Origin of the sequence: Pseudomonas citronellolis, from assembly GCF_001586155.1 — a bacterium.
GTDB classification, from domain to species: domain Bacteria; phylum Pseudomonadota; class Gammaproteobacteria; order Pseudomonadales; family Pseudomonadaceae; genus Pseudomonas; species Pseudomonas citronellolis.
The window spans coordinates 3026754-3042738 of record NZ_CP014158.1 but is presented as its reverse complement, the minus strand read 5'-3'; the positions used below and the strand labels follow the sequence as shown (position 1 = coordinate 3042738).

13 protein-coding genes and 1 pseudogene are annotated in these 15985 nt (G+C 70.8%); 9 read left to right on the top strand and 5 right to left on the bottom strand.

The window, feature by feature from the left end; translation table 11 throughout:
• Window positions 1–24: 24 nt before the first annotated feature.
• Complete coding sequence (locus PcP3B5_RS13425; RefSeq protein WP_009619846.1) at window positions 25–297, top strand: hypothetical protein; 273 nt, start codon at window positions 25–27, stop codon at window positions 295–297.
• A 20-nt stretch (window positions 298–317) separates the two neighbouring features.
• Here PcP3B5_RS13425 and PcP3B5_RS32155 read toward each other — a convergent pair.
• Window positions 318–514 (bottom strand): annotated as a pseudogene (locus PcP3B5_RS32155) (thiamine pyrophosphate-binding protein); the annotation flags it as partial.
• Window positions 515–932: 418 nt separating this feature from the next.
• Here PcP3B5_RS32155 and PcP3B5_RS13420 point away from each other — a divergent pair.
• On the top strand, window positions 933–1166 hold the full coding sequence (locus PcP3B5_RS13420; protein WP_203228551.1) for a hypothetical protein: 234 nt from the start codon (window positions 933–935) through the stop codon (window positions 1164–1166).
• Window positions 1167–1185: 19 nt separating this feature from the next.
• Here PcP3B5_RS13420 and PcP3B5_RS13415 read toward each other — a convergent pair whose 3' ends face one another.
• The gene (locus PcP3B5_RS13415; RefSeq protein WP_009619843.1) at window positions 1186–1410 is read right to left on the bottom strand and encodes a PLD nuclease N-terminal domain-containing protein; all 225 of its coding nucleotides are present in this window, start codon (window positions 1408–1410) and stop codon (window positions 1186–1188) included.
• Between the two features lie 193 nt (window positions 1411–1603).
• Here PcP3B5_RS13415 and PcP3B5_RS13410 point away from each other — a divergent pair, with 193 nt between their 5' ends.
• Window positions 1604–1963, top strand: a complete 360-nt coding sequence (locus PcP3B5_RS13410) for a hypothetical protein (RefSeq protein WP_061561546.1) — start codon at window positions 1604–1606, stop codon at window positions 1961–1963.
• 30 nt (window positions 1964–1993) lie between these two features.
• Window positions 1994–2602 (top strand): Yip1 family protein, encoded by a 609-nt coding sequence (locus PcP3B5_RS13405; protein WP_058072352.1) that lies wholly within the window; start codon window positions 1994–1996, stop codon window positions 2600–2602.
• Between the two features lie 193 nt (window positions 2603–2795).
• On the opposite strand, the gene PcP3B5_RS13400 is transcribed toward PcP3B5_RS13405, so the two are convergent.
• The 3 genes from PcP3B5_RS13400 to PcP3B5_RS13390 form a co-directional block, all read right to left on the bottom strand.
• A complete protein-coding gene (locus PcP3B5_RS13400; protein WP_061561545.1) occupies window positions 2796–4766 on the bottom strand; it encodes a hybrid sensor histidine kinase/response regulator in 1971 nt (656 codons plus the stop codon).
• An 86-nt stretch (window positions 4767–4852) separates the two neighbouring features.
• The gene (locus PcP3B5_RS13395; protein ID WP_043317116.1) at window positions 4853–5608 is read right to left on the bottom strand and encodes an alpha/beta hydrolase family protein; all 756 of its coding nucleotides are present in this window, start codon (window positions 5606–5608) and stop codon (window positions 4853–4855) included.
• Window positions 5605–6705, bottom strand: coding sequence for a DUF3182 family protein (locus PcP3B5_RS13390; protein ID WP_061561544.1), 1101 nt, complete (start codon window positions 6703–6705; stop codon window positions 5605–5607). Before PcP3B5_RS13390 ends, PcP3B5_RS13395 begins: the two co-directional genes overlap by 4 nt.
• 984 nt (window positions 6706–7689) lie before the next feature.
• Between PcP3B5_RS13390 and glgA the strand changes: the two genes are divergently transcribed.
• From glgA to PcP3B5_RS13365, 5 genes are read left to right on the top strand one after another with little or no spacing between them, the layout of a single operon-like run.
• The gene (glgA, locus tag PcP3B5_RS13385) at window positions 7690–9222 is read left to right on the top strand and encodes a glycogen synthase GlgA (RefSeq protein ID WP_061561543.1); all 1533 of its coding nucleotides are present in this window, start codon (window positions 7690–7692) and stop codon (window positions 9220–9222) included.
• Entirely contained in the window at window positions 9219–10952 is a 1734-nt protein-coding gene (treZ, locus tag PcP3B5_RS13380; protein WP_061561542.1) for a malto-oligosyltrehalose trehalohydrolase, read from the top strand. Before glgA ends, treZ begins: the two co-directional genes overlap by 4 nt.
• Window positions 10949–12985: a 4-alpha-glucanotransferase gene (gene malQ / locus PcP3B5_RS13375; protein ID WP_061561541.1), complete on the top strand. Its 2037-nt coding sequence runs from the start codon at window positions 10949–10951 to the stop codon at window positions 12983–12985. Before treZ ends, malQ begins: the two co-directional genes overlap by 4 nt.
• Window positions 12982–15732, top strand: coding sequence for a malto-oligosyltrehalose synthase (gene treY, locus PcP3B5_RS13370; RefSeq protein WP_061561540.1), 2751 nt, complete (start codon window positions 12982–12984; stop codon window positions 15730–15732). The genes malQ and treY overlap by 4 nt, the downstream gene beginning before the upstream one ends.
• Entirely contained in the window at window positions 15729–15974 is a 246-nt protein-coding gene (locus PcP3B5_RS13365) for a DUF2934 domain-containing protein (protein WP_009619832.1), read from the top strand. The genes treY and PcP3B5_RS13365 overlap by 4 nt, the downstream gene beginning before the upstream one ends.
• Window positions 15975–15985: the final 11 nt, after the last annotated feature.

Here is a 15985-nt window from a genome sequence, read left to right as displayed (position 1 = left end):
AACCCCATATCGTGAAGTCGCCCGATGGAAAGATTGCTCTCCCCGCAACAGCAACAAGAGGCGGTCAACGTCTTTCTGCGCCTGGTGCCCACCCTGGCCAGAGAGATAGAACTTTCACAACTTGCAAGCGACGAGGATCTGGACTCCTATCGACTCAGGAAGGGCTGGGGCGAACTTTGCGCGCAAGCCAAGCATTCGGGGCTGGAGCCCTGGTTGTTCGCCCATATGTTGCTCGGCACGCCGAGCGAAGAATTGGAAAGACTCAAGGCGTTGCGCAGACATATGACCTTCCGCTGAAGCCGCTTCTCCGGTCCCGAAGAAGCCTGTTCAACCTGCTGCTGGTAATCGCTGCCCAAGGAGGTCACCGCCTGCTGGCCGACGATGGCCAGCACCGGCTGGTGCTCCTGCGCGCGTCGTACAGCCCGTTGAGCAGGTGGATGGCGGTGGCCAGGCAGACGCCGACCTCACCAATGCGCCGAAATGCATCGGCAAGGGCGTGAATGGATGCTTGAAAAAAGCACCCCGTCCCTGGGGCGTGCATATCAAGGGGAGTTCGCAATAACTATTCAGGCAGAGCCTGGCAGGTGGCGCAATCGACATTGAAAAATCGAACCGATAAAGCCGATTCCCGCATATTGCATGAAGGATTGCCGGCCGATGACCGCATCATGCTGATATCCAAATGATGCTATCGCTTCTTCGCACCCAGTGAATCCGCGGCATACGGCGAATTGCTCGAAATTTGCGCGCAACGTCGTATCCATAATTTCAACTGATGGCCTTTTTCGCTTGAGCCACCGCACTTACAGGCGTACTTTTTCAGGTCTTCTGCTACATATTTCCCTGGATGTTCTCGGGGCCTTTCCCTTCACCAGGCTTTTCCTCCCCTCCTCATGCAAATCCTATTGAACTCCGCGCAGCGGCAGGCTGCCGTGGCGGAGTTTCTTCGCCGCGTTCCTGCCCTGGCCCGGGAGATCGAACTGTCCCGCCTCAAGGAAAACGAAGACGCACAGGCCTACCGCCTGCGCAAGGGCTGGGCCGAGCTGTGCATCCACGCCCGCGCCATGGGCGTCGAGCCCTGGCTATTCGCCCACCTGCTGATCGGCACCCCGGCCGAACAGGTCGAGCGGTTGAAGAACACGCGCAACCCGCTGCTGCCCGACTGAACCTGCCCTGCCCGGCCGCTCACTCGCCGTGCTCCGCCGAGCCCGGCGGCTGCGCCATGCCGCGCGGCCCGGCGATGCCCCAGATGGCCAGGCCAACCACCGGGAAGATGGCGATCAGCAGCGCCCACAGGGCCTTGGCGTTCACGCCCTTGTCGCTGCGGAACACGCTGACGATGGCCCACAGGTCCAGCAGCACGATGATCACCGCCACGGCGATCAGCATCAGGGAGACGAACGGGGTCATGGCGCACCTCCTCGGCACAGTCGATGTCTGCGGTGGGCCGGCCCGCGCGGCCAAGGTTCCATCGCCTGGACCGGCGCCGCGGCGGCGTACCGTTCGTCCCGGTGGCTGAACATGGCCGCCGCCCTCCAGTCCTCCGAGAGACCGCCGGGGGTCATGCCGGCGGCCAGCCATCGACCTACAGGAGGACCGGCACATGGGTTGGAACGACCATCAGGACGCCGCATTCACCGCCGCGCTGCGGCAGTTGTTCGCCCAGGGCAGCCTGGAACCGGACAGCCGCGAGGAGATCCTCGCCCGCTACATCCTCGAGCACGGTTTCGCCGCGCTGTCCGAGGAGCAGCAGCAACGCTTCCGCGACGAACTGCTGCCGCGGCTCAGGGAGGTCTCCGGCGCCGCCGTCCTGCCGATGGACATCCCCCTGCAGGAAACCACCCCGCCGCCCAACGGCGGCATCAGCGATCCGGGCATCAACGACCCGGGCAACGAAGACCCCGGCTCGCTGCTGGAAAGCGAACTGCCGGACGCCGGTAGCAAGGGCAAGCATTCCCGCTGACAGCCCGCCGCAACGGAAGGAGGCTCATCGATGATCCCGTTCACGACCCTGCTGACCCAACCGAAACACGCCTGGGACGACCTCAGCGCCAGCGTCGACCGTCACCCGCGGGCCTTCGTGCCGCTGTGGCTGGCCCTGCCGCTGATCCCGGCGATCTGCCTGTTCATCGGCACCACCCAGGTGGGCTGGCGACTGCCGGGCAACGACCAGACGCAGTACCTGAGCGCCAGCAGCGGCGCGCTGCTGGCGCTGTGGTGCTACCTGGGCTTTCTCTGCGGGGTGGTGATCATGGCCTACCTGGTGCGCTGGGTGCTGTTCCGCACCGAGAGCCGACCGGACATCGGCCGCAGCATGGCCTTCACCACCACCATCGCCGTGCCGCTGATGCTGGCCGGGGTAGTGGCGCTGGTGCCCTCGCGCTGGCTGATGCTGCTCGCCGCCGCGCTGGCCACGGCCTGCTCGGCCTTCCTGCTGTTCAGCGGGCTGCCGGTGTTCATGCACCTGCGCCAGCGCAAGGCGGTGTTCTATGCCGGCTGCATCCTCGGCTTCGGCTTCCTGGCGCTACTGACCACGGCCTTCGCCTTCCTCGAACTCTGGGGGCAGAGCATGGCCGGCAGCGGCGAATACCTGGAGCAGTGAGCCCGGAGGCGGCAGCGGCTCCTCCGGGGGCTGCTGCATGGGCACCTCCTCGGGGAAGTCCTCGGGCACCTGGCTTTCCCGCTCGGGCAGCGTCGGCGGCTGCTCGGGCTGGGGCCGCTGGAGTTCGGTGAACGGGGCCATGGCGTACCTCCTGGGCAAGGGTGGCTGTCACCCTTGCTTTGGAAGCGGCGCCTCAGTTTGGTTCGGTTTTTCCGGCCTCGGCCTGCACCTCCACCAGCAGTGCCAGCAACTGCTCGCGGTCGAAGGGCTTGGCCAGGCGCCGCAGCGACGCGGGGCAGCCCTCCAGGCGCGCCGAATAGCCGCTCATCAACACGCAGCACAGCGCCGGGTGCGTCTGCCGGGCGCGCTGGATCAGCTGCATGCCGTCCAGGTCGGGCATGGCGTAGTCGGTCAGCAGCAGGTCGAACGCATCGCCTTCCTTCTCCAGCAGCTCCAGGGCGTGCTGCGAGGAGTCGGCGCGGCGCACTTCGCAGCCCAGCTCCAGCAGCATGGCCGCGGTGCCGGTCAGCACCAGCGGGTCGTCGTCGACGATGAGCACACGCAGTTCCACCGTTTCCGGCAGCGCCGCCTGGGCCGCCGTGTCCTCGGCGTCGTCCGTTTCGCCGTCCGCCGCCGGGAGCACCGCCGGCAGCCAGATTTCCGCAGTGGTGCCCTGCCCCGGCGCGCTGTGCAATATCAGTGCGCCGCCCTGCTGCTGGGCAAGGCCGTGGACGATGGACAACCCCAGGCCGGTGCCCTTGCCGGTGGCCTTGGTGGTGTAGAAAGGCTCCGCCGCCCGGCGCAGGGTCTCGGCGTCCATGCCCTGGCCGGTGTCGGAGACCGCCAGGCACACGTAGTCGCCGCCGGCCAGGTTGGTGCGCTGGCCGTCCAGCAGCGTCTCGTTGCGCGCCGAGATGGTGATGGCGCCGCCCTGGGGCATGGCGTCGCGGGCGTTGGTCGCCAGGTTGATGATCGACAGTTCCAGCTGGTTCTGGTCGCTCATCACCCGGTTCAGGTGCAGCGGGAAGCGCGTTTCGATAGTGATGGTCGGCCCCAGCGAGCTGAGCAGCAGCTCGCTCATGTCCTGCAGCAGCGTCGGCAGCTCGATCGGCTGCGGGAACAGCCGCTGCTTGCGGGCGAAGGCGAGCATCCGCTGGGTCAGCTGGGCGCCGCGGCGGGTGGCCTCAAGGGCATTGCGCCAGATGTCCTGGACGCGCTCGGCGTCGGCCGGCAGGTGCCGGTGCAGCAACTGCAGGCCACCGATGATCACCGTGAGCAGGTTGTTGAAGTCGTGGGCGACGCCGCCGGTGAGCTGGCCCAGGGACTCCATCTTCTGCGACTGGACCAGCTCGTTGCGGGCCCGCTCCAGTTCCTCCTGGGCGTAGCGCTTGTCGGTGATGTCGCGGGTGATCTTGGCGAAGCCCAGCAGGGTGCCGGCCTCGTCGTGGACCGGGTCGATCACCAGGTTGGCCCAGAAGCGGCTGCCGTCCTTGCGCACCTGCAGCCTCTCCTCCTCGTAGCGCCCCTCGGCCAGGGCGATGTTCAGGCTGCGTTCGGGCACGCCGTCGTTGCAATCCTCGACGGTGTAGAAGCAGGAGAAGTGCCGGCCGACGATCTCCTCCGGGCGGTAGCCCTTGATCCGCTGCGCCCCGGAGTTCCAGCTGGCCACGCGGCCGTCGGGTTCGAGCATGTACAGCGCGTAGTCGGACACGCCGTTGACCAGCAGGCGGAACTGCTCCTCGCTGCGCCGCAGCGCCTGCTCGGTCTCGTGCTGGGCGGTGCGGTCGCGGGTGATCTTCACGTAGCCCAGCAGCTCGCCGCTGTCGTCGCGCACCGCGTCCATCACCACGTGGGCCCAGAAGGTCGAGCCGTCGCGGTGCAGGCGCCAGCCCTCGCTTTCGTAGCGGCCCTCGCGCGCGGCGGTGGCCAGCGCCCGCTCGGGCAACCCGGCCTCGCGGTCGGCGGGCAGGTAGAAACAGGAAAAATGCCGGCCGATGATCTCGCGCGCCTCGTAGCCCTTGAGCCGCTGCGCCCCGGAACTCCAACTGCCGACCAGGCCGTTGGGGTCGAGCATGTAGATGGCGTAGTCCGTCACTGCCTCCATCAGCAACCGATAGCGGGCGTCCTCCACCAGTTGCGCGTTGCTGGCGATCGTTCCTGACATGGCGTTCCTCCACCGAATCGCTTCAGCAAAGCACAGCTTCGCCGGGCGCACCTCCCTGGCCGCCCAAAGGAGCACCCCGGCGTGCGTCAGCCCAGCACCAGGCGGTTGGCGCGCTCGCCCACCACCATCTCGGTGATCCAGCGCACCAGGATGTCGGTATAGGCGTCCTGGGCCAGCTCGGTGCTCAGGGCGTGATCGGCCTGGTCGATGATCCGGTGGGTCAGCGAGTGGGTCTGCTGGAAGGCGGCCCGGTAGCTGAGGATGGTGGCGCGGGGGATGAAGTCGTCGTGCTCCGACTGCACCAGCAGCACGTCGCCGGTGAAGGCGGCGCAGGCGCGCAGGGCGCGGTTGCTCGCCGCCGGCACGCGGCTGGAGCGGTACGCCATCAGGTCGTCGCGGGGCAGCTCGCGCTTGGGCCGGTCCCAGTCCTCGTCGCGGTACAGCGCCGGCACCCGCAGGGCCAGCCAACGGATGCGGCGCAGCTCGGTGAGGATGCAGGCGAGGTAGCCGCCATAGCTGGTGCCGACCACGGCAATGGCCTCGGGGTCGATCTGCGGGTGCGCGGCCAGGCGGTCGTAGGCGGCCAGCAGGTCGCGCAGGTTGTGCTCGCGGGTGATCCACTCGCGCTGGCGCTCCTCGGCGCCGTGCCCGCGCAGGTCGAAGGTCAGGCACACGCAGCCCAGGCCGGCGATGCCGCGGGCGCGCTTGAGGTCGCGCTGCTGGCTGCCGCCCCAGCCGTGCACGAAGAGCACGCCGGGCACGTGGGTGCGCGGGCTGAGGAAGTTGCCCTGCAGGCGCAGGGAGTCGACATCGATGTCGACGCGCTCGTCATAAGGCGTCATAGGTCCTCCACCATGGCGTATTTCAACAGGAAGTCGCCACGCCGGTCGGGGCCGCGGTAGATCACCCGGGCATTGGCCGGCAGCGCCTTGTCCTCGAATATCTCGAAGGACGAAGCACGCACCGCCTGCAACGCCGGATCGGCTACGAAGGCCTGCAACGCGGCCAGTTCCGCGCCGCTGGCGCCGCCGACGCGCCAGGATTGTTCCAGCACGCCGCTGCGCGCGTGGCCGGCGGCATCCACGCCCTGGGCAACGTCGTAGTTGCGCCGCGAGGCGAAGAAATGCGGCAGGCACTGGCTGGCGGCCCGGTCGAAGGCCCGGCCCTGCTGGATGGCCAGGCGCACCTCGGCGGCCAGGTCCAGCCCCAGCAGGGCGTCGAAGCCGCCGCGCACCACCAGCAGGTCGGAGCCGCCGTAGACCAGCTCGCCGCGGGCGTTGCGGTTCTGCTGCTGGAAGCCGTGGTAGGACAGCAGCACGCCGCTGACCTGGGCCTGGCCGACGCTGTGGGTGCGCACCGCGTCGAGGTCGTCCTCGATGGCCAGGCCGGCCAGGTAGTCCGCCTCGTCGTAGCCCGCCAGCGCGGCCTCCAGTTCATCCGCATCGGCCACCACCCGCTGCCCCAGGCCGCCGCGCCCGCCGGCCGGCTTGAGCCGCTGCGGCCCGCGCGGCAGGCGCGCGCTGGCGCAGCGCCAAGCGTCCTGGCGGCAGAACGCGCTGTGGCCGTCCAGCACCACCGGCGCCACCCGCTCGGCGAAACCGGCCGCCCAGCCCTTGGGCGTCAACGCGGCCTGCTCGATCAGCGGGTGGACGATGGCCTTGCCGGCCTGGTGGGCCTGCTCGACGTAGCCGCCGAACAGGTCCAGCGGCCCCTGCACGCCCAACTGGCGGGCCTGCTCGCGGCCCACCAGGGTGTCGCTGGGCACCCAGTAGTAGCGCCGCCGCGGGTCGCGTTCCGCGGGCGGGCCGTCGAAGAACTCCAGCCCCTGGATTTCCGCCAGCCAGCGGGCCAGTTCGCGGTTGCTGCAGGCATCCTCGGGCGCCGGTTCGGCCTGCGGCGAGGTGGCGATGACGATACGGCGGTTCTCGGCGTGGATCATGCGGCCGCTCCCTTCGTGCGTGGCACATGAACACTCGACTGTGCCCGCAGTCAGTGGTTCTACACGCCCGATGAAGCGAGAACAGGACGATGGACCCGGACCGCGAAGCGCAGATACGCCAGATGTCTTGCAGGCCGCGCCGGGGCGCTTTTCGTAGGATGGGTTGAGCTTGCGAAACCCATGCGGTCATGGTGATGGGTATCGCTTCGCTCAACCCATCCTACGGGGTGTGGTGTTTGCCGGAGGTGTAGGAGCGGACCTTGTCCGCGATTCGGACTTCCAGAGAAACATCCGCGCACTCCGAAACGCCCCTTCAGCAGGCCGAGCGAAACCGGCGCTCAGGAGGTCATGCGACATGGATGTCGCGAGAGCCCCGATGGGCTACAGGGACGTACCCTCGGGGCGGGCCTCCGTGGCGGAGGAATTCGCGAGGGTAGCCCGGCTCCATCGGGCCCGTATGCGGGGCAAGCCTTTTTGGTTCCTTTTTGCGGGGGTGGCCTTCCACCGATTGACAAAAGGGACTCGCCCGAGGGGGCGAAACAAGACGGTCGGGCAGACTCGGTGCGGCGCAGAAACACCCAGGTCGAAGCAACTGGCTCCCACGCACCACAAGCCACTCAGAACGCCCTCCCTACCACCCCTGCAAAATGCGCGGCACCCCCACCCCATTCGTGCAACACGCCCGCATCACAACGCTATCAACCACTCCCTTTCTCCTTCCAAATCAACCACCTGAAACAAGCGCATCGCCTGGTACGGAGCCTGCTTCCCGCTCTTGCGCAATACACCGAAAGAATGGCGAGCCACCCATGCCCCGCCGCCTGCCCGCGAGCCTGCGTGACAGCGGCACCCGCCGGCCTACCCCGGCAGAAAATCGAAACTTCGCGCCGTGCGTTCCGGTCCCCCGGAAGAGGCCGCCCGCGAAGGCGACCACCCCATGCGGCCGGCAGGACTGCCCGGCCCACTGCAAAGAGGAAGCGGAAGATGCAAAACCTGCTGGCCGATGCGCGCCTGGAAGACCCCTGCCCACCCGAGCTGCCACCGTTTTCCCTCACGGCGGAAGTCGCGCCCAGGCGCCGCAGGCGGATCCTCTTCGTCACATCGGAGCTCACCGACTTCGTCAAGGCCGGCGGCCTGGGCGACGTTTCCGCGGCCCTGCCGCGGGCGCTGCTGGCCGAGCACGACATCCGCGTGCTGGTGCCCGGCTACCGCCAGGTGCTCAAGGGCGCGGTGGCCTGCAAGGTGGTCGGCCACCTGCCGGGGCTGGCCGCGCTGCCGCCCTGCGACATCGGCGAGCTGCAGCTGGACGACGGCCTGCGCGTCTACGTGGTGATCTGCCCCGAACTCTACGACCGCGACGGCACCCCCTACGGCGACGACGCCGGCAACGAATGGCCGGACAACCACATCCGCTTCGCCCGCCTGAGCCTGGCCGCCGCCGACCTGGCCGCAGGGCTGGCCACCCCCGGCTGGTGCCCCGAGCTGCTCCACGTCAACGACTGGCCCAGCGCCCTGGCCCCGGCCTACATGGCCTGGCGCGGCCAGGCCACGCCCAGCGTGCTGACCATCCACAACCTCGGCTACCAGGGCGCCTGCCCGCTGGGCTGCTGCGCCGAACTGGGCCTGCCCGAGCACGCCGGGCTGCCGGAGAGCATGGAATTCTACGGCCGGCTGTCGTTTCTCAAGGCCGGCCTCAACCATGCCAGCCACATCACCACCGTCAGCGAGACCTACGCCCGCGAGATCACCGGCGAAACCTTCGGCTGCGGCCTGCAGGGCGTGCTCGCCCAGCGCCACCGCGAGGGCCGCCTCAGCGGCATCACCCACGGCATCGACGCCAGCTGGGACGCGCGCAGCGACCCGCACCTCGTCGCGCGCTTCGACGCCCGCCACCTGCAGGGCAAGCGGCGCAACGCCGAGTACGTCGAGCGCAGCTTCGGCCTGCTGCCCGGGCGCGGCCCGCTGTTCGCCGTGGTCTCGCGCCTGGTGCAGCAGAAAGGCATCGACCTGACCCTGGCCATCGCCGACCGCATGATCGAGGCCGGCGGCCGCCTGGTGGCGATCGGCTGCGGCGAGCCGCCGCTGGAGCAGGCCATGGCCCGGCTGGCCGAGCGCTATCCCGGCCGCGTGGGCGTGCGCATCGGCTTCGACGAAACCCAGGCGCGGCGCATCTACGCCGCCAGCGACTTCCTGCTGATGCCCTCGCGCTACGAACCCTGCGGGCTGAGCCAGATGTACGCCCAGCGCTTCGGCTCGCTGCCCATCGCCCGCTGCACCGGCGGCCTGGCCGACACCATCGTCGACGGCGTCACCGGCCTGCTGTTCCGCGAGGGCGACGCGGACAGCTACTTCGAAGCGGTGCAGCGCGCGCTGAACATCTACCGCTACCCCGAGCTGCTCAACGCCATGCGCTGCAAGGCCATGGAGGCCCCGCCCTACTGGAGCGAGGCGGCCCGTCCCTACACCCGGCTGTACCGCGACCTGCTCGCGGAGCTGCCCGCGAGCGTGCGCCGATGAGCCGCCAACTGCCCCGCGCCGGCGCCCTGCCGCAACCCGACGGGCTGACGCGCTTCGCCCTCTGGGCGCCGGACGCGCGCCGGGTGGACCTGCAACTGGGTGACGGCAGCCGCTTGCCCATGCAGGCCATGGACGACGGCTGGTACAGCCTGGAAATCCCCTGCGCGGCCGGCAGCGCCTACCGCTTCTGCATCGACGAGCGCCTGTCGGTGGCCGACCCGGCCTCACGGGCCCAGGCCGGCGGCGTGGAAGCCGACAGCCTGGTGCTGGACCACACCGCCTACGCCTGGCAGAGCCGCGAATGGCGCGGCCGGCCCTGGCACGAAACGGTGCTCTACGAACTGCACGTGGGCCTGTTCGACGGCTTCACCGCCCTGCTCGACTTCCTCCCGGGCCTGGTCGAGCTGGGCGTCACCGCCATCGAGCTGATGCCGCTGGGCGCCTTCCCCGGGCGCCGCAACTGGGGCTACGACGGCGTGCTGCCCTACGCCCCGGCCGCGGCCTACGGTACGCCGGAAAACCTCAAGCGGCTGATCGACCAGGCCCACCTGCTGGGCCTGATGGTCTTCGTCGACGTGGTCTACAACCACTTCGGCCCCCAGGGCAACTACCTGGGCGAGTACGCCTCAGGCTTCTTCGGCGAGCAGCCCACGCCCTGGGGCCACGCCATCGACTTCGCCCGCCCGGCGGTGCGCGAGTTCTTCATCGGCAACGCCGAGATGTGGGTGCGCGACTACCGCGTCGACGGCCTGCGCCTGGACGCCGTGCACGCCATCGCCGACAAGGATTTCCTGGTCGAGCTGGCCGGGCGCGCCCGCGCCGCCGCCCAGGGCCGCCACCTGCACCTGGTGCTGGAGAACGAGGACAACCAGGCGAGCCTGCTGCGCAAGGGCTTCGACGCCCAGTGGAACGACGACCTGCACCACGTGCTGCACCACCTGCTGACCGGCGAGCGCGAGGGCTACTACGCCGACTACGCCGAGGCCACCACCGCCAAGCTGTGCGCCTGCCTGGGCGAAGGCTTCGTCTTCCAGGGCCAGCGCGACCATCGCGGGCGGGCGCGCGGCGAGCCCAGCGCGGACCTCCCGCCGCTGGCCTTCGTGGCCTTCCTGCAGAACCACGACCAGGTCGGCAACCGCGCCCTGGGCGAGCGCCTGGTCGCCCTGAGCCGCCCCGAGCGCCTGCGCGTGGCGGTGGCCCTGGTGCTGCTGGCGCCCATGGTGCCGATGCTGTTCATGGGCGAGGAATGGGGCGAGCGCAACCCCTTCCTGTACTTCACCGACTACCAGGGCGAGCTGGCCAAGGCGGTCAGCGACGGGCGGCGCCAGGAGTTCGCCGCCTTCGGCCGCTTCTCCGGCGCCATCCCCGAGCCCAACGACTACGAAACCTTCGTCGCCTCGCGGCCGCGCCCGGAACACGCCGACGGCAACTGGCGCGCCCACTACCGGCGCCTGCTGGAGCTGCGCCACGCCTGGCTCATCCCGCGCCTGGGCGGCACCCGCGCACTGGGCGCAGTGCCCCTGGGCGAGGCGGCGGTCAGCGCGCGCTGGCGCCTGGGCGATGGCAGCCTGTGGCGCATCGAACTCAACCTGGGCGGCGAGCAAGTCTTCGTCGAAGCGCCGGCGGCGCAGGCGCAGATCCTCTTCTGCGAAGGCCAGGAAGTCGCCGACTACCGCGCCGGCCGGCTCGCCCCCGGCAGCCTGGCCCTGAGCCTGGAGGAAAGCCCATGAGCGATGCGCTGCTGCGCGACCTGGCCGGCGAAGTGGGCCTGAAGCCCGACTGGGTGGACGCCGACAACCGCCCGCAGCAGGCCGGCCCCGACGTGTTGCGCCAGGTGCTGGAGGCCCTGGGGCTGCCGGCGCAGAGCCCCGAACAGCTGCGCCAGAGCCTCGCCCTGGTGCGCCAGGAGCGCGCCGCGCCGCCGTCGCTGCTGACCCTCGACCAGGGCCGGCCGCTGCGGTTGGATCGTCTGGCCAGGCCCAACGAGGCCTTCCGGCTGATCCCCGAGCGCGGCGAAGACATCGAAGGACGCCTGGACGAAGCCACCGCCCTGCCCCCGCTGGCGCAATGCGGCTACTACCGCCTGCAACTGGCCGAGCGCGAGCTGACTCTGGCCGTCGCCCCGCCGCGCTGCCCCCAAGTGCCGGAACTGTGCGGCGGGCGCCGGCGCGCCTGGGGCCTGGCGGCGCAGCTGTACGCCCTGCGCGAGCCCGGCGACGGCGGCCTGGGCGACCTCGCCGCGCTGGAGGCCCTGGCCCGCAGCGCCGCCGCCAAGGGCGCCGACGCCCTGGCCATCAGCCCGCTGCACGCCATGTTCGCCGCCGCCCGCCAGGCCTACAGCCCCTACTCGCCGTCCAGCCGGCTGTTCTTCAACGAACTGCACGCCGCGCCGCGCCAGGTGTTCGGCCAGGCCGCGGTGGACCGGGCCATCGCCGAGGCCGGGCTCGCCGGGGAACTGCACGAACTGGAAAGCCTGCCCCTGGTGGACTGGCCAGGCAGCGCCCGGGCCCGCGAACGCCTGCTGCGCCAGCTGCACGCCAGCTTCGCCCGGGCCGACGCCGGCCTGCGCCGAGACTTCCAGCGCTTCCGCCGCGACGGTGGCGAGGCCCTGCTGCAGCACTGCTGTTTCCAGGCCCTGCAACGCCGGCGCGGCGAAGCCGGCGATGGCCTGGACTGGCGCCGCTGGCCGGCGGCCTATGGCCGCCCGGAGGCCGAGGGCGTGCGCCGGTTCCTGCTCGAACAGCCGGAGGAAATCGACTTCCAGCAGTTCTGCCAGTGGCTGCTGGCGCGCAGCCTGCAACACACCCAGCGGGCCTCGCGCGAGGCCGGCATGGGCATCGGCCTGATCGCCGACCTTGCGGTGGGCGCCGACCCGCGCGGCAGCCAGGCCTGGATGCGCCAGGACGAACTGCTGGCCGGGGTCAGCGTCGGCGCCCCGCCCGACGTGCTCAACCGCGCCGGGCAGAACTGGGGCATCTGCGCCTTCTCGCCCCACGGCCTGCGCCTGCACGGCTACCGCGCCTTCATCGAGATGCTGCGGGCCAACCTGCGCTACCCCGGCGGCCTGCGCATCGACCACGTGCTGGGGCTGCGTCGCCTCTGGGTGATCCCCGAGGGCGCGCCGCCGCAGGCCGGCGCCTACCTGGAATACCCGCTGGACGACCTGCTCCGGCTCATCTGCCTGGAAGCCTGGCAGGCGCGCGCGCTGATCGTCGGCGAAGACCTCGGCACCATTCCCGAGGGCCTGCGCGAGCGCCTCGCCGAACACGGCATCCTGGGCATGCGGGTGCTGCTCTTCGAACAGGCCGGCGGCCACTTCCACGCCCCGCGGCAGTGGTCCGCCGAGGCCCTGGCCACCACCAGCACCCACGACCTGCCGAGCCTCGAAGGCTGGCGCCAGGGCCACGACATCGACTGGCGCGAACGCCTGGGCCAGCGCAGCGGGGAGCAGGCCAGGCAGGACCGCGAGGAACGCCAGCGCGAGGTCCAGGGCCTGGCCCGGGCGCTGGACGAGGACGGCATCGGTCGCGAAGCGCTGGATGGCGCCATCGAGTTCGTCGGCCGCACCCCGGCGCCACTGGTGCTGCTGCCCCTTGAGGACGCCCTGGGCAGCGTCGAGCAGCCCAACCTGCCCGGCCCCGGCGACGAACACCCGAACTGGCGCCGGCGCTACCCGGCGCAGGCCGGGCAGATGCTCGACATCCCCGCGGTGGACGCGCGCCTGCAGCGGCTGGACCAGGCGCGCCGGGAGGGCGAGCGATGAACGCCATCCGCGCCACCCTGCGCCTGCAGTTCAACCGCGACTTCACCCTGGACGACGCCCTGCCCTGGCTGGACTACTTCGCCGAGCTGGGCATCAGCCACCTCTACGCCTCGCCGCTGCTCACCGCCCAGCCCGGCTCCGGCCACGGCTACGACGTGGTCGACCCCACCCGCATCAACCCCGAGCTGGGCGGCGAGGCGGCCCTGCGCCGGCTGGTCGGCGGCCTGCGCCTGCGCGGCATGGGGCTGATCGTCGACAGCGTGGCCAACCACATGCGCATCGGCCAGGCCAACCCCTGGTGGCAGGACGTGCTCAAGTGGGGCCTGGCCAGCCCCTACGCGCATTTCTTCGACATCCACTGGCGCAGCGACGACCCGCTACTGGACCGCCAGGTGCTGCTGCCCTGCCTGGGCGGCGACTACCTCGACGAGCTGCAGGCCGGGCGCATCCGCCTGGGCTTCGCCGAGCACGCCGGCTGCTTCCAGCTGCACTATGGCGAGCACTGCTTCCCGGTGTGCCCGGCCAGCTACGGCATGATCCTGGTGCACGCCGAGCAGGGCCCGCTGTACGAACTGGCGCCGCGCTTCGCCGAGCTGCGCGGCCACCCCCAGGCCCGCGTCCTCGCCACCGCGCTGTGCCGGCGCCTGGCCGCGCTGCTGGGCGATGCGGCCCTGCGCGAACGCCTGCTGGGTTTCTACCGGGTGGCCGAAGGCCAGGACTGGCGCCCCCTGCACCGCCTGCTGGAACACCAGCACTACCGCCTGGCCAACTGGCGGGTGGCGGCCGACGACATCAACTGGCGGCGCTTCTTCGACATCAACGAACTGGTCGGCCTGCGCGTGGAGCTGCCGGACGTGTTCGGCGCCTGCCACGCCTACCTCCTGCAACTGATGCAGGAAGGCCTGGTGGATGGCCTGCGCATCGACCACGTCGACGGCCTGGCCGACCCGCGCGGCTACTGCCGGCGCCTGCGCCGCGCCTTTTGCGACGGCGCCGCGCCGCTGTACGTGGAAAAGATCCTCGCCCCCGGCGAACACCTGCCGGCGGACTGGCAGGCGGACGGCACCAGCGGCTACGACTTCATGAACCAGGTGTCGCTGCTGCAGCACGACCCGCGCGGCGAAATCCCCTTGCGCGCGCTCTGGGAGCAGACCAGCGGCCGCCGCCAGGGTTTCGACGAAGAGCGCCTGGCGGCCCGCGAATGGGTGCTGTGCGGCGCCTTCGCCGGCGACCTCGAAGGCATGGCCCAGCAGCTCTGGCAACTGGCGCGCACCGACCTGGCCAGACGCGACCTGCCGCTGGGCTCCATCCGCCGCGCACTGTTCCAGCTGCTGCGGGCCTTCCCGGTGTACCGCAGCTACGCCGGCGCCTGCGGCCGCTCCGCGCAGGACCGGCGCTACTTCGAACAGGCCCGCGCGCTGGCGGCCGAACGGCTGGACGAGCACGACCGCCGCACCCTGGCCTGGCTCGACCGGGTGCTGGGTGGCGAGCCGCTGCGCGCGGTGCCGCCCGGGCCGCTGCGGCAGAAGCGCCGGCAGGTGCTGGCGCGCTTCCAGCAGTTGACCCCGCCCATCGCCGCCAAGGCCCTGGAAGACACCGCCTGCTACCGTCACGCCGCGGCCCTGGGGCGCAACGACGTGGGCTTCGACCCGCAGCGCCTGGCGGCCCCGCCGGCGGACTTCCACGCCGCCTGCCAGGCGCGCCTGGCCGACTACCCCCGCGCCCTGCTGGCCACCGCCACCCACGACCACAAGCGCGGCGAGGACTGCCGCGCCCGCCTGGCCGCGCTGAGCGAGCGCGCGCCCTGGTTCGCCGAGCAGGTGGCGCAGTGGCGGCCCCTGGCCGCGACCCTGCGCCACCCCGAAACGCCCCACGCGCCCAGCGGCGGCGACGAACTGATCCTCTACCAATGCCTGCTGGCCAGCTGGCCTCACGACCTGACGGAAGACGACGCCGAGGGGCTGCGCGCCTACCACGCGCGCATCGCCCAATGGCAACTCAAGGCCCTGCGCGAAGCCAAGCTGGAAACCGACTGGAGCGCGCCGGTGCAGGCCTATGAAAACGCCTGCGCGGACTTCCTCGACGCCCTGCTCCTGCAACCCGCCGGCCAGGCGCTGCGCCAGGCCATTGCCGCGGCGGCCCGGGCGCTGATGCCCGCCGGCGCCCTCAACGGCCTGGCGCAGTGCCTGCTGCGCTGCACCACCCCGGGCGTGCCGGACCTGTACCAGGGCTGCGAGTTCTGGGACTTCAGCCTGGTGGACCCGGACAACCGCCGCACGCCGGACTACGCCCGGCGCCAGGCCGCCCTGCAGGCGCAGCCGGACTGGCCGCAGCTGCTGCAGCACTGGCGCGACGGACGCATCAAGCAGGCCCTGCTGCGCCAGGCCCTGCAACTGCGCCGGCGCTGGCCGCAGCTGTTCAGCCAGGGCAGCTACCAGCCGCTCGAACTGCACGGCGAGTACGCCGATTGCCTTTTCGGCTTCCTGCGCAGCCAGGCCGGCCGGCACCTGCTGGTGCTGGTGCCGCGGCTGTGCGCGGGCCTGCTGGAAGACAGGCCGCAGGTGCCGCCCGAACGCTGGGGCGACACCCGAATGCGCCTGCCCGCCGAACTGGCCGGCCGTCACTGGCAGGGCCTGGCCGCCGGGCACCGGGACGACGGCGGCGAACTGGCGGTGGCCGAAGTGCTGGGCGAACTGCCGGTCAACCTGCTGATCAGCGTCGACGAGCACCAGGAGGCAAGCCCATGAAGATCGACGAAGCGCGCGTCCGCGAACTGGCCCACCAGATATGGGAATCCGAGGGCCGCCCCGAAGGCCAGGCCGAGCGCCACTGGCGCATGGCCCGCAGCCTGGCCGAGGCCGAGCAGGCACAGCTCGCCCAGCGCGAGCCTCCTGGCGAGCCGCCGGAGAAACCGGCGCTGCTGCAGAAACCGCCACGGCGCAAGGGCAAGCTGCCCGCCGCCGATCCCGAGCGCCCTGACGAGGGCTGATCCATGCATCC